Genomic DNA, 18,143 nt, shown 5'->3' with positions numbered 1-18,143 from the left:
GCTACGGCCCGCCGCCGGGCTACGGCCCGCCCGGATACGGGCCGCCGGGATACGGCCCGCCGCCCGGCGCCGGCGGACAGCCGCCCGCGCAGCCGCCCGGCGAGGCGAACGCGGCACAGGCCGCCATGATCGGCCTGCTCAACCTCTCCTGCCTGGGCCTCGGTTACGTCCTGCTGCGCAACTGGATCGGTGCCGCGTTCTGCTGGATCGCCACCGTCGCCCTGCTCGTGATGGCCCTTCCCGCCGACGTCGACGGCGTACCCCTCGGGCTCCTCGTCGGCTACGGCGTCTTCCTGCTGCTCGCCGCCGCCGACGGCGCGAGACGCGGACTGCGCGCGCAACTCCGGATCGGCGCCTCCTTCCGCCGCCTCGCCCTGCCCCTCGCCCTCGTGCTGCTCGCCGTGCCCGCGGGCGGCTCGCTCGCGTACGGGGCGGCCCGCGACGAGGCGAAGGAGCAGGCGCTGCTCGAACGCCTCGCGGCGGCCGACGCCCTGGTCGAGACGGCCGACGACGGCTTGACCTTCGACAAGGCCGAGCCGATCTACCTCAAGGCGCTCGCCACCTACCAGGAGCTCGGCACCAGGAACGCCGGTTCGCGGGCCGGGAAGCTCGTGCCCGCGCGCCTCGACACGTACTACGAGACGGTCTCCCGCCCGTACGCGAAGAAGGCGTTCTGCGAGGCCGTCGCGCCGCTCAAGCACCTGCGCGGGCTCGCCGGCACCGTCGACAAGGAACTGCTCGGCGTCCGGCCCGCCAAGACCGACGAGCCGCTGGCCGAATCGCTCTTCAAGTGCGGGACGGACGCGCTCGGCGTGGAGGCGGCCGACCCACCGGCCAGCGAGAGCCTCAACGCGCTGTACGACACCTTCCCGAAGTCATCCCAGGCGACCCGTGTCGAGCCGGCCGTCCGGGCGGCGATCAAGACCCGGACGACCGCCCTCAGCGGCGGCGCCACCCCGTGCGAGACGGCCGGCGAGCTGCGCGCGCTCCGCTCCGCCCTCGACAACATGACGGACCCGGCCGTCGAGGACGCGGCGAAGGAGGCCGCGGGCGCCGTCCAGAAGGGCGAGTTCACCTGCGGGACCTCGCAGTTCCGGAGCAAGGAGTACGACGACGCGATCAAGACCATGACCCAGTACGCCAAGGACTACCCGAGCAGCCCGGACGCGGCGCACGCCCGCTCCATCGCCATCGCCGCCGAGATCGCCGACGAGGAGCCCGCGGCGGGCAAGAAGCTGCCCTCGGCCGACGTGCCCGGCGGTTCGCGGATGGTGATGGTGGTGAGCAACGACGGCCCGGGCGAGGTCGAGCTGCTCTACACCGGTCCGATGACCGGCAAGGTCACCCTGAAGGCGTGCACCACCTGCACCAAGTACCCGAGCCCGATCTTCGCGGGCTCCAAGAAGGTCGAGGCCTGCAAGGGCCCGTCCTCGAAGTACCCGAAGGCGACCCTGCTGCTGCCCGCCGGCGACTACCACTTCCTCCAGAAGCGGGCCTCGACGGGCACGTCCCCGGCCGGGGACACCAAGACGAGCAAGGCGAAGATCGAACCGGGCTACAGCTACACCAACTGCCTGTACGTGACCTCGGGGTTCTGACCCGGGGGACAGCACGATCCGACGGCCGCCCCCTTTCGAGGAGGCGGCCGTCGGGCCGTCCGGAGGCCGCTCCTCCTGCTTCCTCCGCGATCAGCCGAGGCGGCGCAGGACCCGCAGCGAGTCGGTGACCGAGATCTCCTCGAAGTCGCCCGACTCCAGCGCGCGGAGGTAGATCCGGTACGGCGCCTGACCGCCGTCCTCCGGGTCCGGGAAGACGTCGTGGATGAGGAGCAGGCCCCCGGGAGCGACCTTCGGCGCCCAGCCCTCGTAGTCGTTGGTCGCGTGCTCGTCGGTGTGCCCGCCGTCGATGAACACGAGCCCGAGCTGCCCGCCCCACACCTTCGCGACCTGCGGCGACCGCCCGACCACGGCGATCACATGCTCTTCGAGACCCGCCTTGCGCAGCGTCCGGCGGAACGTCGGCAGCGTGTCCATGAGCCCGACCTCCGGGTCGACCACGCTCTCGTCGTGGTACTCCCAGCCAGGCTGCTGCTCCTCGCTGCCCCGGTGGTGGTCCACGGTCACCGCGACCGTCCCCGCCTGCCGGGCCACGTCGGCGAGCAGGATCGTGGACCGCCCGCAGTACGTCCCGACCTCCAGGAGCGGCAGCCCGAGCTTCGCCGCCTCGGTGGCCGCCTCGAACAGGGCGAGCCCCTCCACGACGGGCATGAAGCCCTTGGCCGCCTCGAAGGCGGCGAGGATCTCGGGCGCGGGCTCGGACATGGTGACTCCTACTGGCGGGTACGCGGCTGACGGCGCCCATCGTGCCCTACGCGTCGCACTCGAACCACACCGTCTTCCCGTCGACCCGCTCGTCGACCCCCCACCGGTCCGTCACGGCCTCCACCAGCACCAGCCCCCGCCCACCGGCGTCCAGCGGACCGGCCGCCTTCGCGTGTACGGGACCGGGCACGCCGTCGGCGACCTCGACCCGGAGCCCGCACGGCTCCCGCAGGATCAGCACCGAACACCGCCGGCCGGACACATGCCGGACGACGTTGGCGACGAGCTCGGTGAGCGCGAGCGTCGCCGGGTCGGTGAGGTGGTCGAGCTCCCACCGCGTGAGGAACATGCGGAGGATGCGGCGCATGTGACCGGCGGAGTGCTCACCCACGGTGAAGGCCATGCGGTAGCTCGTCGCAAGTACCGCAGGGTAGAGGTCTGTTGCCTGATTCATGCCACCAGACTGGGCGGCTTTCGTTACGCTCGGCTACGGCCTGAACACAACGCCTCACCGCGTGAGCTTGGGGGTGACCGCACGTTGGTCAACATCCGCAGCCTGGATCCCAGCGCGTCGCCGCTGGACTACTACGGAGCGGAACTCCGCCGTCTGAGAGAGGAGGCGAACCTCAGTCAGGCGGAGTTGGGTTCGATCCTCTACTGCACGGCCTCGCTCATCGGGCAGATAGAGACGGCGAAGAAGGTCCCGACGCGCCAGTTCTCGGAGCGGCTCGACGCGGCCCTGCTCACGGGCGGAGTGTTCTCGCGGCTGGTGGGGCTGGTCCTGAAGAGCCAGCTGCCGACGTGGTTCCAGGCGTACGCGGAGATGGAAGCGAAAGCGACGTACATCTCGACGTACCAGTCGCAGCTGGTCTACGGCCTCCTCCAGGCGGAGCCGTACGCCCGGGCGGTGCTCAGTGTCGAGAACCCGGGGCGGCTGGACGAGATGGTTGCGGCCCGAGTGGAACGCCAACGCATCCTGGAGCGCGAGCATCCGCCGGTGCTGTGCGTGGTGCTCGACGAAGCGGTGCTCTATCGGGAGATCGGCGGGGCCGAGGTCATGCGGAACCAACTCGCCCACCTGTTGCGCTTCCGCGACCACCCGTGGGTGCAGGTGCAGGTACTTCCCTTCAGTGTGGGGCAGCACCCCGGCCTGCTGGGTTCGTTCAACGTTCTGCGCTTCGAGGACGACCCCGACATCGTCTACTCGGAGAGCTACGAATCGGGCCGCATGAGCGCCAATTCCCAAGTGATCAGGGAGGTGTCCGTCAGTTACGCTCGGCTGCAGGCCTCGGCCCTCTCCCGGGAGGCATCGGCGGCGCTGATCGAACGCGTGATGAAGGAGCGGTATGGGCACCAGCCAGGACCTCCGGTGGCGTAAGTCGTCCTTCAGCGGCCCCAACGGCGGCGACTGCGTCGAATGCGCCCCGCTCGGCACCGCCTCCTGGCGCAAGTCGTCCTACAGCGGCCCCAACGGCGGAGAGTGCATCGAAGTCGCCGACCTCGCCCCCCACATCGCCGTCCGTGACTCCAAGAACCCCCAAGGCCCCGCCTTCCTCGCCACCCCCGCCGCCTTCACCGCCTTCGTGAGGGCCGCCGCCGAAGGGCGTATCGGCGGCCGCTGATCATGACGACCCTCATAGGCATGATGATCCTCGCCATCGGCCTGCCGGCCTGGGCGGGGATCACCTACGTCGGTCTTGTCCGGGCCCGGCGGGGCGACGAGCTGCCCCAGCCCCGTCTGCCCCGGGCCCGCCGTTCGCCCGCCAAGAAGGCCGCCTGGGTGGCCGTGCTCGCCTACCTCGCGGGCGGTGCGCTGCACCTGTACGGCCTGTCGTACATGCCGTTTCTCCAGCCGGAGGACGCGTGCTGGTTCAACGCCGGGCACATGGCGGTGCCCGACTCCAGCAGTGCGCTGCCCGTGAGCCTGGTGTGCGCGGGCGAGGAGATCGTGCCGTGGTGGGTCAACCCCGGTCTCCTCGTCCTCGCGGTGACCGCCGTCGGCGCGACCGTCACGAGTCCCGTCCTCGCCGTCCTCGCGTTCAGACGCCGCCGGTAGCCGGCCGGCGGGGGGCTCAGCGTCGGGCGACCGGACCGCCCGCGTTGTGGATCAGCCGCTGGAGCACCTTCAGCGTGGTGACGTAGTCCGCCTCGTCGATGCCCTCGTGGAGGGCGGCGAGGATCGCGGGAGTGTTGCGCCTGAGGTCGACGCGGGCCCGCTCCCCCTCCTCGGTGAGCCACAGCCGGGACTCGGCGTCCCGGGTCAGCCAGCCGCGCTCCAGAAGGACTTCGGCCTCCGCCGCGAGATCGTCCTCGGCGCGGATGTAGGAGGCCATGGCCGCGCGCAGCTCGGTCAGGGTCATTCCCTCGCCGTCGGGCGAGATGTCGTTCGCCGACAGGTTGCGCAGCAGCCAGAACTGGGGCTGGGTGTAGCCCTTCTCGGCCTGTCGGGCCCGGGTGAACGCGATGAGGGCCTCGTAGGCGACACCGGTCCAGTACGCGGCGGGCTGTCCGGCGAGTTCGGCGTCGGTCATCTGCTGGATGGTCATGTCGGTTCTCCTGTCCGGCGTTTCGGCGGTGCGGAACCCGCGTCTCGTGCGGGTCACGGGGAGACCGTAGAAGCTCAAGTTTGCTTGAGGTCAAGGAAGGTACTCCCCGGCCGACTCGGCAGGCGAAATTCGGCGGTGCGGATGCGTTGCGCCGAGTGAGAATGTGCGCATGACAGGAGACGGGTTGACGCACACCACAGAGCTGACGGAAGCCCGCATCGAGGATGCGGACAACATCCTGGTCGCGCCCGAGGCCTCGCGTGGCGACGACGGGGTCCGGGACTTCTTCGGGTCCGTCGTCACGCCCGAGGAGTTCGCCTCCGGCTCATGCGACCTCGCCGGGAAGACCGTCTACCTGTGGGGCGACGTGTCCGGGATCGACGCCCGCCGGCTGGGTGCGGCGGAGCGGGTGTTCGTCGTCCGGGAGTCGGCGCACGGAGACCGATCGGACGTCGACGCGCCGGGAATCCCCGTGGGTCCCGGTCGGGTTCCCCTTCGCGTGCACGGCGCCGGGGTCTACTACCGCCGCTTCTTCGACCTCGATGCCGATCACTTCGGGCGGATCCGCGCGGAGCACGAGTTCCAGTCGCTGACGGAGTCCACCAAGCCCGGAACCGCTCATCGCAGCGGAATCTATCTGACGCCCGTGACGCGGGAGGGCGACGAGCTGCATTTCCGGCTGCTCCGGTGCTCCACGAATCTCTCGGGGCCGACCGAGGGTTTCGGTCCGACCGACACGAGCATCGTCGAGGAACTGAACCGTGAGGCCGCCGCCGTCTTCCGGAATCACGCGCCGCTCAATCACGTCCTCGCCCAGATCTACCACAACACCCTTGCCACGGCGGAGCGCAAGCAGTCCAAGGCCAGGATCTCGGCCCATGCCGACAAGACCAAGGACATGCCGGCCGACGGCATCATGGCCTTCTGCACCTTCTACGACGGGCTGGACCGGCTGCAGCCCCTGGCCGGGGATCCCTTCGACCGCGGGGTGAAGGGTGCCAGTGCGCTGACCAGACTCCGTTTCCGGCTCAAGGAGCCGACCGGACAGTGTGACGGGGGCGCGCTCCCCGCGCAGTTCACCCTGACGCTCCATCCCGGCTCCGTGTTCCTCATGCCGCTGTCCGTCAATCGCCTCTACACGCACGAGATCAGGCCCTCGGGGCTGGACGCGGAACTGCTCCCGACCCGCCTGGGATATGTCGTGCGCTGTTCGAGCGCCGAAGCCGTCCACAAGAACGGCCACACGTTCCTCAAGAAGGCCGAGGGCGTGGTGAGGCTGGGGCCGCCCACGCCGGAGGGGATGGACGAGTTGCGCAGGCTGTACGCCGAGGAGAACAGGACGTCGTCCTTCATCGACTACGGCGACGCGTTCCTCTTCAGCATGAACACGGGAGACTACGTTGCCCCCCGGATCTAGCCTTTCGGACGAGGTCGTCCCGTTTCCGCTGCCGGCCGAGGAGAACCCTTATCCGGAGCTGTCGGCCTCGGTTCGCTGGGAGGACATGGGAAAGGGACGGCGAGGTGCCGTGCTGACCAGGATCGACGAGGCGGGCGCGGTGCCTCTCGTCCGTACGACCAGCCGGTACGAGAGTCCGGCGCAGCGTTTCCGGGCGGTGCACGAAAGCCTCGCGCGGCGGATCCAGGAACGGGCGGCGCTTCCGGACGGATTCAACAACGCGCTCATCGAGAACTACACGCACGCCTACCGAACCATGGGCGCCCATTCCGACCAGGCCCTCGACCTGGCCGACGGATCGGCCATCGCCGTCTTCTCCTGCTATCAGCATCCCGAAGCGGGTCCTTCGAGGAAGCTGGTCTTCGAATCGAAGGAGCCCGGCGGCGAGAGGTTCGAGATCCCTCTCGCCCACCACGGTGTCGTCGTCTTCTCCGTCGACGTGAACCGGCGGCTCCGGCACAAGATCGTGTGGGACGCGCCGGGCGGGGCGGCGCACGCCCCGGCGGACAACCCCTGGCTGGGTGTGACCTTCCGGACGTCGAAGACCCTCGTCCGGTTTCGCGACGGACAGGCGCTCCTCCCGGGAGGTGAGCGCCTCGTCCCGGCCGACGACGAGCAGCGGATCGCGTTCTACCGAATGCGGCGCCGCGAGAACGGCGAGACGGACTTCGGATACCCCCCGCTGACGTACACCGTCAGCGAGAGCGATCTGATGCCGCCGGTCTGATGCCGCCGGCCCGATGCCCCCGGTCCGGCCCGGAGGACTCCCGCTCAGCCCGCCAGGACGCCCCGGAGTCTCCGTACCCCCGCCTTCCACTCCTCGCCGTCCGACTCCTCCCAGAGTTCGAGCAGTTCGGACGGCTGGACGAGGATCCGGGACAGGGCCGCCACGGCCTCCGGGCGGAGTTCGGCGGGGAGTTCGGGCAGCGGATTCTTCGGGGCGTACGAGGTGGTGACCGGTTCGCCGCCCGGGCAACGCGCCGCGACCAGGGCCGCCGAGGCGATCGCCTCGACCGCCAGGTCCGAGTCCAGGTAGTCGTCGCCGGTCTCGATCACCTCGCGGAAGGTCGCGCGGAGCACCTCCGCCTTCTTCTCCGCCGGGGCCTCGTCGACCCGGTAGGAGAAGTCGGCGGCGGTGTCGTTGTCGAAGGGGCCGATGTCCCAGGTGCCCATGGTGTGCTCACTCTCTCCGTGTTCCGGTCGTTCGGTTCCACGGAGAGAGTGGCAGGAGCCACTGACACTCAGTCCTCGATACCCAGATCGGCGCGCATCGCCTTCTTCATCGCTCCGATGTAGGGCCAGACCTCCTGGTGCAGTCCGGCCTCCGCCGACTCCAGCTCGGCCGCGTACAGGGAGGGCTCCGCCGCGTACTTCCTGAGTTCTCCGTAGGCGTCGTTCAAGCGCCTCTTGGCCGCGCCGGCGGCACGGGAGACCGTGTCCGGGACGATCATCTGGGACTCCGCGTAGCTGTCCCGATAGGTCAGCCGGGCCGTCTCCAGGCTTTCCAGGGACGCGGCGGTGTCCTCGCCCCTGCGCGCCGCGTGGAGGTGGTTGGTCATCTCCGTCACGTACTGCTGAGCCGCGGTGTTCAGCGCGATGTAGCAGGTGCGCCGGCGTTCCAGGCTCTCGCGCCGCCCCTGGCGGGTCTGCTCCGCCCGGAGCAGCTGCTCGGCGTGGCCGCGTTCGTCGCGTCGCTGTTCGGCGGCGGCGAGGAGCTCCATGCGTTTGGTGCGGTCCGCGCGGACCTGTGTCACGAGCGTGGCTCCCAGCGTGCCCGCCACACCGACCACGGCGATCAGTAACGCCGTCCAGCTCGCCCCCATGTTCCCCCCTGCGTACGGCTCGGCCTTGATGACGATGCTGCCACGGTCCGGCGCGCCGGACCCCGCAACTCCCGGCATACGCGGGGAGACGCATTTCCCACCCCGTATCTGACCTTCCGTCAGAATGGAACGTGTTCTAGTCTGCCGCGCATGGGCATCGCCATCACGCACGAACAGCGGGAGCTCGCCCGATCCGTCCGGGGCTGGCTCACCCGCGCCGTACCGCCCGAGGAGGTCCGCAAGCACCTGGACGTCCCCGACACCGCCACCGGACGGCCCTCGTACTGGGACGCCGCCGCCGAGCAGGGGCTCCTCGGCCTCCACCTCCCCGAGGAGCACGGGGGAGGGGGCGGCGACCTCGGAGACCTCGTCGTCGTCGTCGAGGAGGCCGCACGGGCCCTGCTCCCGGGGCCCTACCTGCCCTCCGTCCTCGCCGCCGAGCTGCTGCGCAGGACCGGGCAGGGAGAACTGGCCGGCACCCTCGCCCGCGGGGAGCGCATCGGCGCCGTCACCCTCGGCGGCGGGCCCGGCTCCGGGGCCGGCGGCCTCACCGCCGTCCGCACCGCGAGCGGATACCTCCTCGACGGCGCCGCGCCCCCCGTCCTCGGCGGCGCCCAGGCCGACCTGGTCCTTCTGCGGGCCGCCACCGCCGACGGCGGTGTCTGGCTCGCCGTCGACACCGACGCGCTCGGCGTCCGGCCCCACGAGAGCGCCGACCCGACCCGCCCCACCGCCGAGATCACCGCCCGCGCCGCGCACGTCCCCGCCGCCCGCGAACTCACCCTCGCCCCCGGCGCCGCCACCACCCCCGCGACCGGCGCCGACTCCGGTTCCGACGCCCTCACCGCACTCGTCCACGACCTCGCCGCCGTCCTCTTCGCCGCCGACGCCTGCGGCACCGCCGCCCGCGCCGTCGACACCGCCGCCGAACACGCCCGCACCCGCGAACAGTTCGGACGCCCCATCGGACAGTTCCAGGGCGTCAAACACCTCTGCGCCGACATGCTCGTCCGCCTCGAACAGGCCCGCGCCCTCACCTGGGACGCCGCCCGCAGCGGCGACGACGAGGCCCGCCCCCTCACCGCCGCACTCGCCGCCGCCACCGCCCTCGACACCGCCCACACCTGCGCCAAGGACTGCATCCAGATCCTCGGCGGCACCGGCTTCACCTGGGAACACGACGCCCACCTGCTGCTCCGCCGCGCCCTCGTCGCCCGCCAGCTCCTCGGCACCGGCGACCGCCACCGCCTCGCCGCCCTCCGCCACGCCGCCGCCGGCGTCCGGCGCGGCCTCCGCCTCGACCTGCCGCCCGAGGCCGACACGTACCGCGGCGAGGCCCGCGCCGCCGTCGCACCCGCCGCCGGACTCGACCCGGCCGCCGCCCGGCGCGCCCTCGCCCCCACCGGCTACGCGGCCCCGCACCTCCCGGAGCCGTACGGACTCGGCGCGGGCCCCCTCCAGCAGCTCGCCGTCCAGCGCGCACTCGACGAGGCCGGGATCACCGTCGCCGGCCTCGGCATCGCCACCTGGGTCGTCCCCTCGCTCCTCGCCCACGGCACCCCCGCCCAACAGGCCGAGCACCTCGGCCCGACCCTGCGCGGCGAACGCCTCTGGTGCCAGCTCTTCTCCGAACCCGGCGCCGGCTCCGACCTCGCCTCCCTCCGCACCCGCGCCGAACGCACCGAGGACGGGCGCTGGCGGATCAACGGCCAGAAGGTGTGGACGAGCGCCGCCCAGTGGGCCCACCACGGCATCCTGCTCGCCCGGACGAACCCGGCCGCCCCCAAGCACCAGGGCCTCACCTACTTCCTCGTCGACATGCGGAACACCCCCGGGATCGACATACGGCCGCTCAAGGAGATCACCGGGGACTCCCTCTTCAACGAGGTCTGGTTCGACGACGCGATCCTCCCGGCCGACGCCGTCGTCGGCGAGGTCGACGACGGCTGGCGGGTCGCCCGCAACACCCTCGGCAACGAACGCGTCCACATGGCCGACCAGGTCGCCTTCGACACCGGCCTCGAAGCCGTCATCGAACGCGCCGCCGGGCAGGACGGCTCCGTCCGCGTACGGATCGGGGCCCTCCTCGCCGAGGCCCACGCGCTCGCCTGCATCGGCCTGCGCACCACCCTGCTCCAGGTGTCCGGGCTCGAACCGGGCGCGGGCGCCAGCGTCCGCAAGCTCGTCCAGACCCTCCACCAGCAGAAACTCGCCGAACTCACCCTCGAACTCCTCGGCCCCGAAGGCGCCGTGCGCGAGGGCCCCGGCGAACGGGCCGTCCACGGAATGCTCATGTCCCGCTGCCTCACCATCGCGGGCGGCACCACACAGGTACAGCTCAATGTCGTCGCCGAGCGCCTGCTCGGCCTGCCGCGAGACTGAGGGGGAACAGCGATGACCAGCGAAACGACCACCAAGGCGTATGTCGTCGGTGTCGGGATGACCAGGTTCGAGAAGCCCGAGACCCGGGAGTGGCAGTACTGGGACATGGTCCGGGAGGCCGGCACCGCGGCCCTCGCCGACGCCGGCGTCCCCTACGCGCTCGTCGAGCAGGCAGCCGTCGGCTACTGCTTCCAGGCCTCCACCGCCGGACAGCGCGCCGTGTACGAGCTCGGGCTCACCGGCATCCCCGTCTACAACCTCAACAACAACTGCGCGACCGGCTCCACGGCCCTCATGACCGCCCGCCAGTTCGTCGAGGGCGGCATCGCCGACTGCGTCCTCGCCCTCGGCTTCGAGAAGATGAGCCGGGGCTCCCTCGGCGGCGGATCGGGCGCCGGGGACTTCGCCACCTCCCCCGTCGCCCGGCACTACGGGGTCATGGCCGCCGGCCACGGCTTCGAGGCGTCCCCGCCCACCGCCCAGATCTTCGGCAACGCGGCCCGGGAGCACATGGAGCGTTACGGGACGACCGAGGTGCAGCTCGCGGCCGTCGGCGCCAAGAACCACCAGCACTCGGCGAACAACCCCTACGCCCAGTTCCAGGACGTCTACACCGTCGACGAGATCCTCGCCGCGAAGACCGTCCACCGGCCGCTCACCAGACTCCAGTGCTCGCCGACCTCCGACGGCGCGGCGGCCGCCCTCGTCGTCTCGGAACGCTTCGCCGACGAACACGGGCTGCGGGGACGGGCGGTGGAGATCGCCGCCCAGGCGATGACCACCGACACCGAGGAGTCCTTCGCCTCCGGCTCCTGCATCGACGCCGTCGGCCGCCCGATGTCCCGGGCCGCCGCCCGGCAGGTGTACGCCCGCTCCGGGCTCGGCATCGAGGACGTCGACGTGATCGAACTCCACGACTGCTTCTCCATCAACGAACTCCTCACCTACGAGGCGCTCGGCATGTGCGAGGAGGGCGCGTCCGGCAAGCTCGTCGAGTCCGGCGCCACCACCTACGGCGGCCGCTGGGTCGTGAACCCCTCGGGCGGCCTCATCTCCAAGGGCCACCCCCTGGGCGCGACGGGCCTCGCACAGACCGCGGAACTCGTCTGGCAGCTGCGCGGCGAGGCGGGGGCACGGCAGGTGACGGGCGCGCGGGTCGGGCTCGCGCACAACATCGGCCTGGGCGGGGCGGCGGTGGTGACACTGCTGCGCCGGGCGTAGGACCTGTCGGGCCGCCGGGCAGGGCGTCCGGCCTTGTCGAGCTGCTGCGCAAGGTCTAGGACCAAATCCCCATGTACGGGGCGGAGGCGGTCTGCGACCATCACACTCATGCCGCAGACCGACTCCGACTCCGTACGGACGACCCCCGCCACCCCCTCCGTACCCACGCCCCGCGCCTGGGCGGTCGTCCTGACCGCCTGCGCCGGGCAGTTCCTCGTCGTCCTCGACGTCTCCGTCGTGAACGTGGCACTGCCGTCGATGCGGACCGACCTCGGCCTCTCGGCGCTCGGCCTGCAATGGGTGCTCAACGCGTACGCGATCGCCTTCGCCGGCTTCATGCTGCTCGGCGGGCGCGCCTCCGACCTCTACGGACGGAAGGCGATGTTCCTGCTCGGGCTCGGGCTCTTCACCGCCGCGTCCGTCGCGGGCGGCCTCGCCCAGGAGGGCTGGCAACTCGTCGCCGCCCGCGCCGTCCAGGGCCTCGGCGCCGCCGTCCTCTCGCCCGCCACCCTCACCCTGGTCACCGGCGCGGTCCCGGCCGGCGCCGCCCGGACCCGGGCCATCGGCACCTGGACGGCGGTCGGCGCGGCCGGCGGCGCGGCGGGCGGCTTCGTCGGCGGCCTCCTCGTCGACCTGCTGTCCTGGCGCTGGGTCCTCCTCATCAACGTGCCCATCGGCGTCCTGGTCCTCGCGGGCGCACTGCTCTGGCTCCGCGAGGCCCGCACCGGCGCGGGCCGCCGCCTCGACCTGCCGGGCGCGGTCCTCGTCACCGCGGGCCTCGCCACCCTCGCGTACGGCATCGTCCAGACCGAGGAGGCGGGGTGGACCGCACCGGCGACCCTGCTCACCCTCCTCGGCGGACTGACGCTCCTCGCCGTCTTCGTGGTGGTGGAGGCCCGCACGGCGGAGCCGCTGATGCCGCTGAAGATCTTCCGTACGCGTGCGGTGACCGCGGCCAACGTGGCCATCCTGCTGTGCGGTTCGAGCTCCTTCGGCATGTGGTTCTTCATGACGAACTACGCGCAGAGCGTCCTCGGCTACACCCCGCTCCAGGCCGGCCTGGCCCTGGTCCCCAGCTCCCTCGCCGTCGTGCTGGGCTCCAAGGGGGCCCCGTACCTGATGCAGACCGTCGGCGCGCGGAACCTGGCCGTCATCGGCGCCCTCGTCGGGGCGGCGGGCTTCGCCTGGCAGTCGACCCTCACGGCCGACGGCACGTTCCTCGGGACGATCCTGGGCCCCGGCATCCTGATGATGGCCGGCCTCGGCCTGGCCACCACCCCGCTCGCCACCCTCGCCACCTCCAGCGCCGCCCCGTCCGACGCGGGCCTCGTCTCGGGCCTGGTCAACACCTCCCGCACGATGGGCGGCGCCCTGGGCCTCGCGGTCCTCTCGACGATCGCCGCGGCGGCCACCCCCGCCGTCACCTCGGGGGCACCGGACCCGTCGTCCCTGGTCCCGGGGTACGCGATGGCCTTCCGCGTGGCGACGGGCGTCCTGGTCGGGGCGGCGCTGCTGATGCTCCTGTGGCTCCCCAGGCCGACGAGGACGGTGGCCCGCCGCGGGTGACAATGCCCCGGTGATATCGATCAAGAACAAGTTCAGAACCACCGTGACCGCGCTGGCCGTCGGCGCGTCCCTCCTCGTCGCGCCGTCGGCCTCGGCGGAACCGGTCCTGGCCGTGACCACCGGCCCCGTGTTCAACGACCCCAACAGCACCGACGCCGCCGCCAGGGGGCGGATCCTCTCCCACCTGGCGGGCCTCGTCGACGGCGCGGAGGCGGGATCGTCCATCCGGATCTCCCTGTACCTGTTCCAGTCGGTGTACCTGGCGAACAAGCTGGGCGACGCCCACAAGCGGGGCGTCACCGTGCAGGTCGTCGTCGACGCCGACAGCCGGTCCACCGGGCTCGAGACCCTGAAGACCCGGCTGGCGGACCCGGCGGGCGGCCCCGGCTCCTGGGTGCGGACCTGCAAGCCGGAGGAGGCCTGCCTCGCGCTGGACCCGGGCACCACGGCGGCGGACCCGAACGGCACGTACGACAACGTCAACCACAACAAGTTCTTCCTGTTCTCCCGTACGAAGGGCAAGGGCGACGTCGCGGTCGACGACGTGGTCGTGCAGGGCTCGGGGAACCTCACCAGCCAGGACACCGACGACTGGTGGAACGACGCCCTGACGGTCGTCGGCAACACGGAGCTGTTCACCGCGTACAGGGGCTACTTCGACGACCTGGCCGCGGCGGCCGCCGGGCAGCTCCCGCAGGTCGCGGAGTACGCCCACGACACCCAGGCGGGCAAGGCGAAGGTCTACTTCTTCCCGAGGTCCGGGTCGGACACGGTCGTCAACATCCTCGGGACGGTGGCGCCCGTCGGCACCCCGGACTCCTGCGGCGGCAACACCACGGGCTTCGGCACGACCGACGGCCGCACGAGGATCCGCATCGCCCAGGGCCACATCACCCGCACCGAGGTCGCCAGGAAGCTGTGGGAGCTCGCCGAAGCGGGGTGCGACATCGAGATCGTCTACCGGTCGCTCGACAACTGGACGGCCGACGACCAGCCCCTGGGGCAGGTCGCCAACTGGCTGACCAGGCCGGTGACCGGGAAGGGCCGCATCACCCTGCACCAGCTCGACAACGACAGGCGCGGCGGCTCCGACTCCCACACCAAGTACCTGCTGGTCGAGGGCACGTACTACGGCGGCGTCAACAAGAAGATCGTCTTCACCGGCAGCCACACCTACACGACGACGGCGCTCAGGTACAATGACGAGACGCTGCTCAAGTACGAGGACGCGACGGTCTTCGACGCGTACGTACAGAACTTCGGGGCCCAGCGCGCGGCGGCGATCGCGGGCCTGTAGCCGCCGGGGGCGGCGGCCGGGGGCCTGGAGACGGCGGGTCCTAGAGCCACCCCTGCCGACGGGCCGCCCGGACCGCCTCCATGCGGTTGCGGGTGCCCGTCTTGCCGATCGCCGACGACAGGTAGTTGCGGACGGTCGACTCGGACAGATGGAGGGCCGACGCGATGTCCGCGACCGTCGCGCCGTCCACCGCGGCCGCGAGCGCGTCCCGTTCACGGGCCGTCAGCGGGTTCGGACCCGCGCTCAGGGCCGCCGCCGCGAGAGCCGGGTCGATGACCGTCTCCCCGCGCAGGACCTGACGGATCGACGCGGCGAGTTCCTCCACCGGGCCGTCCTTCACCAGGAAGCCCGCCGCGCCCGCCTCCATCGCCCGCCGGAGGTACCCCGGGCGGCCGAAGGTCGTCAGGATCAGCACCCGGCAGTCCGGGGCCTCGGTCCGCAGGTCCGCCGCCGCGTCCAGGCCCGAGCGGCCCGGCAGCTCGATGTCGAGGAGGGCCACGTCGGGCCGGGAGAGCAGGGCCGCGTCCACGATCTCGTCGCCCCGGCCCACCTGCGCGACGACCTCCATGTCGTGCTCCATGCCCAGCAGCAGGGCCAGCGCCCCGCGCATCATGCCCTGGTCCTCCGCCAGCAGCAGTCGGATCATGTCGTCGGCTCCCCCTCGTGCGGGCCGGGGGCCTCCACGGGCAGCTCCGCGGTGACCCGGAACCCGCCCCGCGGAGCCGGCCCCGAGTCAAGAGTGCCGCCTGCCGCCGCGAGCCGCTCGCGCAGGCCCCGCAGACCGCTGCCCGCAGTGGCTTCGGCGGACTGTCCCCGGCCGTCGTCGGCGAAGGTGCCGCGCCCGTCGTCGGTGACCGTGAGACGGACCCGGTCGGCGGTGCCGTCCAGGGCTATCACGCAGCGGGACGCGCCGCTGTGCCGTATCGCGTTCGTCGCGGACTCCCGCACCACCCAGCCGAGCAGGGCCTCCGTCCGCGGTTCCAGGAGCGGGCCCGAGCGGCGTACGACCGGCTCGATGCCGGCCGAGGAGAGCGCGTCGCGCGCCCGGTCCAGCTCGGTGGCGAGGCTGCCCTCGCGGTAGCCGGTGACGGCCTCCCTGACCTCGGTGAGCGCCTGGCGGCCGACCGACTCGATGTCCGCCACCTGCGCCAGGGCGGCGTCGAGGTCGCGCGGTGCCAGCCGGCGTACCGCTTCAGACTTCACCACGATCACCGAGAGCGTGTGGCCGAGCAGGTCGTGCAGGTCGCGGGAGAACCGCAGCCGTTCCTTCTCGACGGCCGCCGTGGCCAGTTCCTCCCGGGTCGCCCGCAGCTGCCGGACCGTTTCGTCGAGCGCGAGGATCGCGGCCGTCACCATCACGGACATGAACGTGCCGTACACGATGCCGATGGAGTCCCAGCCGTCCCGCCAGAACGTCACCACCCCCACCGCCACGACCAGCGGGGGGCTGATCCACGGCAGGAGCCTCCCGTGGCGCACGACCGCCCCGACCGCGAGGCCCAGGAGCGGGAAGAGCAGCAGCCACTCCCTCCCGTACCCGATGGCGAGAGTGAAGGTCAGCGCCCCGAGCGCGCCGAGAAGTCCCCAGGTCGTCGGGGTCTCCCGGCTGAGCGGGTGGCAGGCGCGGAAGACGACCGCGATGTAGAGGGTGTTGAAGGTGAGCAGCCCGAGGCCGCCGATCCACGGGTTCGGGGCCTCGCCGCCGAGCAGGTGGGAGAGCGCGCCGAGGCCCATCAGCAGCCAGGGGAGGAGACTGAGCCCGTTCGGGCCCTGCTCCCATTGCTGCCGGTCGCGCACCGCTCTGCAGACTCGCCGGATGTTCCTCACAGCCGCCCCCTCACACGGTCCTGGCCGAACGACGGTACGAGACCGCCGCGTACGTGCCGAACAGTGCCGCCCATCCGAGCAGTACGGCCAGGGTCGCCGCCCCCGGCACCGTCCCCTCCGTCGCCGCCACACCCAGCTCCGCGTAACGGTTCGTCGGTGTGAACCCCGAGACCGCGCGGAGCCAGTCGGGGAAGAGCGCGACGGGGAACCACAGCCCGCCGACGACCGTGAGTCCCAGTGTGCAGGCGACGTTCACGACCCCGGTCGTCTGCGGTGTGAGCCGGTAGCCGTTGCCGAGGCCGAGCAGGGCGAAGGGGAACGAGCCCAGCCAGAGCGTCACGGCGACCGTGACCCACTGCCGGGCCGTCATGTGGACGCCGTTGAGAAGCCCGCCCGCCAGGAGGACCCCGGTGATGGCGGGGAGGACGACCACCGCGCCGGTCAGGGCGCGGCCGGTCACCACACGCAGGGGCGTCATGGGGGTGATGCGCAGCTGGCGCAACCAGCCCGTGGACTTGTCCTCGGCGACCCCGTTGCCGAGGGAGAGCGCGGCACCGAGGGCTCCGTACGCCGCCATGCCGACCATGGCGGCGGCCCGCCACTCCGGCTCGTTCTGGCCGCCGAGGTTGGTGAAGAGGAGGTACATCATCACGGGGACACCGATGGTGGAGATGACGAATCCGGCCTCGCGCAGGGCGCGACGGACTTCGAGGCGTACGTACGCGGTGATCATCGCGCGGGCTCCAGTCGTTCGCGGGTCCGGTGGGACAGGGTGAGGAAGGCGTCGTTCAGGGAGGCCCGGGTGACCTCCAGGGAGCGGATCGCGTCCCGCGCGGCGAGTGCGCGGACCGTGGTGTCGGAGTCCTCGGTACGGAGCCGGGCGCGGTCGCCCCGGATCTCGACGGAGACGACCCCGGGCAGCGTCGCGAGCCACTCCGTCGGGCTGCCCGCCAGGTCGAGGGAGACGAGGTTCCCGCCGGCGGCCCGCTTGAGGTCCTCGCCCGTTCCGTCGGCGACGATCCGTCCGGCGTCGAGGACGACGATCCGGTCGGCGTAGGCGTCGGCCTCCTCCAGGTAGTGGGTGGAGAAGAGGACGGTGTTCCCCCGGCGCGCGTAGCCGCGCATGGCCTCCCAGAACTCCTGGCGGGCCTCGACGTCGAGGGCGGTCGTCGGCTCGTCCAGGACGATCAGCTCGGGGTTCCCGACGAGCGCGATCGCGAAGCGGACCCGCTGCGCCTGGCCCCCGGAGAGCCGGCCCACCCGGCGCTCGGCGAAGTCGGTGAGTCCGGCGAGGGCGAGGGCCTCGGCGACCGGCATCGGCGACGGGTAGGTCCGGGCGACGAAGGAGACGACTTCGCGGACGGTGACCCGGGGGGTGGCGCGGCCCTCCTGGAGCATCGCGCCGACCCGGCCGGAGGCCACGGCCTGTTCCGGGGTGCCGCCGAAGAGTTCGACCCGGCCCCCGTCGGGCTCGTCGAGGCCGAGGAGCAGGCTCACGGCGGTCGACTTCCCCGCGCCGTTGCGGCCGAGCAGGGCCACCGTCTCGCCGCGCCGGACGGTGAGGTCGATCCCGTCGAGGGCGCGGACGGTGCCGTACGACTTGGTCGCGGCCCGCAGGGCGACCGCCGGTTCCTTCGTCTGGTTCTTCGTCTGGTCCTTCGTCATGCCCCGACGGTACGAATCGGGGGCCGCCGCCCGGCAGGC

Annotated in this window: 19 protein-coding genes; 10 read left to right on the top strand and 9 right to left on the bottom strand. The window is 71.9% G+C overall.

The features are described 5' to 3' along the window. Positions 1–1,598 (top strand): hypothetical protein (locus IE311_RS35305; RefSeq protein WP_229902365.1); only part of this gene is annotated, 1,598 nt, incomplete at its 5' end. A gap of 90 nt (positions 1,599–1,688) precedes the next feature. Here the strand turns inward: IE311_RS35305 and IE311_RS35300 are convergent. Both IE311_RS35300 and IE311_RS35295 read right to left on the bottom strand, forming a co-directional pair. Continuing rightward, a complete protein-coding gene (locus IE311_RS35300) occupies positions 1,689–2,321 on the bottom strand; it encodes a class I SAM-dependent methyltransferase (protein WP_189835984.1) in 633 nt (210 codons plus the stop codon). A gap of 46 nt (positions 2,322–2,367) precedes the next feature. Next, positions 2,368–2,775, bottom strand: a complete 408-nt coding sequence (locus IE311_RS35295; RefSeq protein WP_229902364.1) for an ATP-binding protein — start codon at positions 2,773–2,775, stop codon at positions 2,368–2,370. A gap of 84 nt (positions 2,776–2,859) precedes the next feature. On the opposite strand from IE311_RS35295, the gene IE311_RS35290 reads away from it, so the two are divergent. Genes IE311_RS35290 through IE311_RS35280 form a run of 3 tightly spaced genes read left to right on the top strand, consistent with a single transcriptional unit; the run spans position 2,860 to position 4,377 of the window. Continuing rightward, positions 2,860–3,699: a helix-turn-helix domain-containing protein gene (locus tag IE311_RS35290; RefSeq protein ID WP_189835983.1), complete on the top strand. Its 840-nt coding sequence runs from the start codon at positions 2,860–2,862 to the stop codon at positions 3,697–3,699. Continuing rightward, a complete protein-coding gene (locus IE311_RS35285; RefSeq protein ID WP_189835982.1) occupies positions 3,668–3,943 on the top strand; it encodes a DUF397 domain-containing protein in 276 nt (91 codons plus the stop codon). Before IE311_RS35290 ends, IE311_RS35285 begins: the two co-directional genes overlap by 32 nt. A gap of 2 nt (positions 3,944–3,945) precedes the next feature. Next, a complete protein-coding gene (locus IE311_RS35280) occupies positions 3,946–4,377 on the top strand; it encodes a hypothetical protein (RefSeq protein ID WP_189835981.1) in 432 nt (143 codons plus the stop codon). A gap of 16 nt (positions 4,378–4,393) precedes the next feature. Here IE311_RS35280 and IE311_RS35275 read toward each other — a convergent pair whose 3' ends face one another. Next, positions 4,394–4,867: a MarR family transcriptional regulator gene (locus IE311_RS35275; RefSeq protein ID WP_189835980.1), complete on the bottom strand. Its 474-nt coding sequence runs from the start codon at positions 4,865–4,867 to the stop codon at positions 4,394–4,396. 184 nt (positions 4,868–5,051) lie between these two features. Between IE311_RS35275 and IE311_RS35270 the strand changes: the two genes are divergently transcribed. Further along, positions 5,052–6,284 carry a hypothetical protein gene (locus IE311_RS35270; protein ID WP_229902363.1) on the top strand — a complete coding sequence of 411 codons (1,233 nt, stop codon included), beginning with the start codon at positions 5,052–5,054 and terminating at the stop codon, positions 6,282–6,284. Continuing rightward, complete coding sequence (locus IE311_RS35265; protein ID WP_189835978.1) at positions 6,268–7,050, top strand: alpha-ketoglutarate-dependent dioxygenase AlkB family protein; 783 nt, start codon at positions 6,268–6,270, stop codon at positions 7,048–7,050. Before IE311_RS35270 ends, IE311_RS35265 begins: the two co-directional genes overlap by 17 nt. A gap of 44 nt (positions 7,051–7,094) precedes the next feature. On the opposite strand, the gene IE311_RS35260 is transcribed toward IE311_RS35265, so the two are convergent. Both IE311_RS35260 and IE311_RS35255 read right to left on the bottom strand, forming a co-directional pair. Beyond that, complete coding sequence (locus tag IE311_RS35260; RefSeq protein ID WP_189835977.1) at positions 7,095–7,496, bottom strand: DUF4259 domain-containing protein; 402 nt, start codon at positions 7,494–7,496, stop codon at positions 7,095–7,097. A gap of 68 nt (positions 7,497–7,564) precedes the next feature. Then, positions 7,565–8,146: a hypothetical protein gene (locus tag IE311_RS35255; protein ID WP_189835976.1), complete on the bottom strand. Its 582-nt coding sequence runs from the start codon at positions 8,144–8,146 to the stop codon at positions 7,565–7,567. A 150-nt stretch (positions 8,147–8,296) separates the two neighbouring features. Here IE311_RS35255 and IE311_RS35250 point away from each other — a divergent pair, with 150 nt between their 5' ends. The 4 genes from IE311_RS35250 to IE311_RS35235 all read left to right on the top strand — a co-directional run bounded on the left by IE311_RS35250 (position 8,297) and on the right by IE311_RS35235 (position 14,612). Continuing rightward, positions 8,297–10,528, top strand: coding sequence for an acyl-CoA dehydrogenase (locus IE311_RS35250; RefSeq protein ID WP_189835975.1), 2,232 nt, complete (start codon positions 8,297–8,299; stop codon positions 10,526–10,528). 12 nt (positions 10,529–10,540) lie between these two features. Beyond that, positions 10,541–11,749 carry a lipid-transfer protein gene (locus IE311_RS35245; protein ID WP_189835974.1) on the top strand — a complete coding sequence of 403 codons (1,209 nt, stop codon included), beginning with the start codon at positions 10,541–10,543 and terminating at the stop codon, positions 11,747–11,749. Positions 11,750–11,857: 108 nt separating this feature from the next. After that, the gene (locus IE311_RS35240) at positions 11,858–13,315 is read left to right on the top strand and encodes an MFS transporter (RefSeq protein ID WP_189835973.1); all 1,458 of its coding nucleotides are present in this window, start codon (positions 11,858–11,860) and stop codon (positions 13,313–13,315) included. 10 nt (positions 13,316–13,325) lie between these two features. After that, the gene (locus IE311_RS35235) at positions 13,326–14,612 is read left to right on the top strand and encodes a phospholipase D-like domain-containing protein (protein WP_189835972.1); all 1,287 of its coding nucleotides are present in this window, start codon (positions 13,326–13,328) and stop codon (positions 14,610–14,612) included. A gap of 40 nt (positions 14,613–14,652) precedes the next feature. Here the strand turns inward: IE311_RS35235 and IE311_RS35230 are convergent, their stop codons facing one another. The 4 genes from IE311_RS35230 to IE311_RS35215 are packed head-to-tail and all read right to left on the bottom strand — an operon-like array spanning position 14,653 to position 18,104. Further along, the gene (locus IE311_RS35230; RefSeq protein ID WP_189835971.1) at positions 14,653–15,258 is read right to left on the bottom strand and encodes a response regulator transcription factor; all 606 of its coding nucleotides are present in this window, start codon (positions 15,256–15,258) and stop codon (positions 14,653–14,655) included. Then, complete coding sequence (locus IE311_RS35225; RefSeq protein WP_229902362.1) at positions 15,255–16,409, bottom strand: sensor histidine kinase; 1,155 nt, start codon at positions 16,407–16,409, stop codon at positions 15,255–15,257. The genes IE311_RS35230 and IE311_RS35225 overlap by 4 nt, the downstream gene beginning before the upstream one ends. A 40-nt stretch (positions 16,410–16,449) precedes the next feature. Further along, positions 16,450–17,172, bottom strand: coding sequence for an ABC transporter permease (locus tag IE311_RS35220; RefSeq protein ID WP_189835970.1), 723 nt, complete (start codon positions 17,170–17,172; stop codon positions 16,450–16,452). Next, positions 17,169–18,104: an ABC transporter ATP-binding protein gene (locus tag IE311_RS35215; RefSeq protein ID WP_189835969.1), complete on the bottom strand. Its 936-nt coding sequence runs from the start codon at positions 18,102–18,104 to the stop codon at positions 17,169–17,171. The genes IE311_RS35220 and IE311_RS35215 overlap by 4 nt, the downstream gene beginning before the upstream one ends. Between the last annotated feature and the right edge of the window lie 39 nt (positions 18,105–18,143).

This window comes from Streptomyces zaomyceticus (assembly GCF_014656215.1).
GTDB lineage: Bacteria > Actinomycetota > Actinomycetes > Streptomycetales > Streptomycetaceae > Streptomyces > Streptomyces zaomyceticus.
This window is presented reverse-complemented; position numbering and strand designations above follow the sequence as displayed.

Excerpts from the sequence above, each read along its gene's own strand:
- IE311_RS35300 (WP_189835984.1), bottom strand. The coding sequence starts at position 2,321 with ATGTCCGAGCCCGCGCCCGAGATCCTCGCCGCCTTCGAGGCGGCCAAG.
- IE311_RS35295 (WP_229902364.1), bottom strand. The coding sequence starts at position 2,775 with ATGAATCAGGCAACAGACCTCTACCCTGCGGTACTTGCGACGAGCTAC.
- IE311_RS35285 (WP_189835982.1), top strand. The coding sequence starts at position 3,668 with ATGGGCACCAGCCAGGACCTCCGGTGGCGTAAGTCGTCCTTCAGCGGC.
- IE311_RS35280 (WP_189835981.1), top strand. The coding sequence starts at position 3,946 with ATGACGACCCTCATAGGCATGATGATCCTCGCCATCGGCCTGCCGGCC.
- IE311_RS35275 (WP_189835980.1), bottom strand. The coding sequence starts at position 4,867 with ATGACCATCCAGCAGATGACCGACGCCGAACTCGCCGGACAGCCCGCC.
- IE311_RS35260 (WP_189835977.1), bottom strand. The coding sequence starts at position 7,496 with ATGGGCACCTGGGACATCGGCCCCTTCGACAACGACACCGCCGCCGAC.
- IE311_RS35255 (WP_189835976.1), bottom strand. The coding sequence starts at position 8,146 with ATGGGGGCGAGCTGGACGGCGTTACTGATCGCCGTGGTCGGTGTGGCG.
- IE311_RS35250 (WP_189835975.1), top strand. The coding sequence starts at position 8,297 with ATGGGCATCGCCATCACGCACGAACAGCGGGAGCTCGCCCGATCCGTC.
- IE311_RS35245 (WP_189835974.1), top strand. The coding sequence starts at position 10,541 with ATGACCAGCGAAACGACCACCAAGGCGTATGTCGTCGGTGTCGGGATG.
- IE311_RS35240 (WP_189835973.1), top strand. The coding sequence starts at position 11,858 with ATGCCGCAGACCGACTCCGACTCCGTACGGACGACCCCCGCCACCCCC.
- IE311_RS35230 (WP_189835971.1), bottom strand. The coding sequence starts at position 15,258 with ATGATCCGACTGCTGCTGGCGGAGGACCAGGGCATGATGCGCGGGGCG.
- IE311_RS35220 (WP_189835970.1), bottom strand. The coding sequence starts at position 17,172 with ATGATCACCGCGTACGTACGCCTCGAAGTCCGTCGCGCCCTGCGCGAG.
- IE311_RS35215 (WP_189835969.1), bottom strand. The coding sequence starts at position 18,104 with ATGACGAAGGACCAGACGAAGAACCAGACGAAGGAACCGGCGGTCGCC.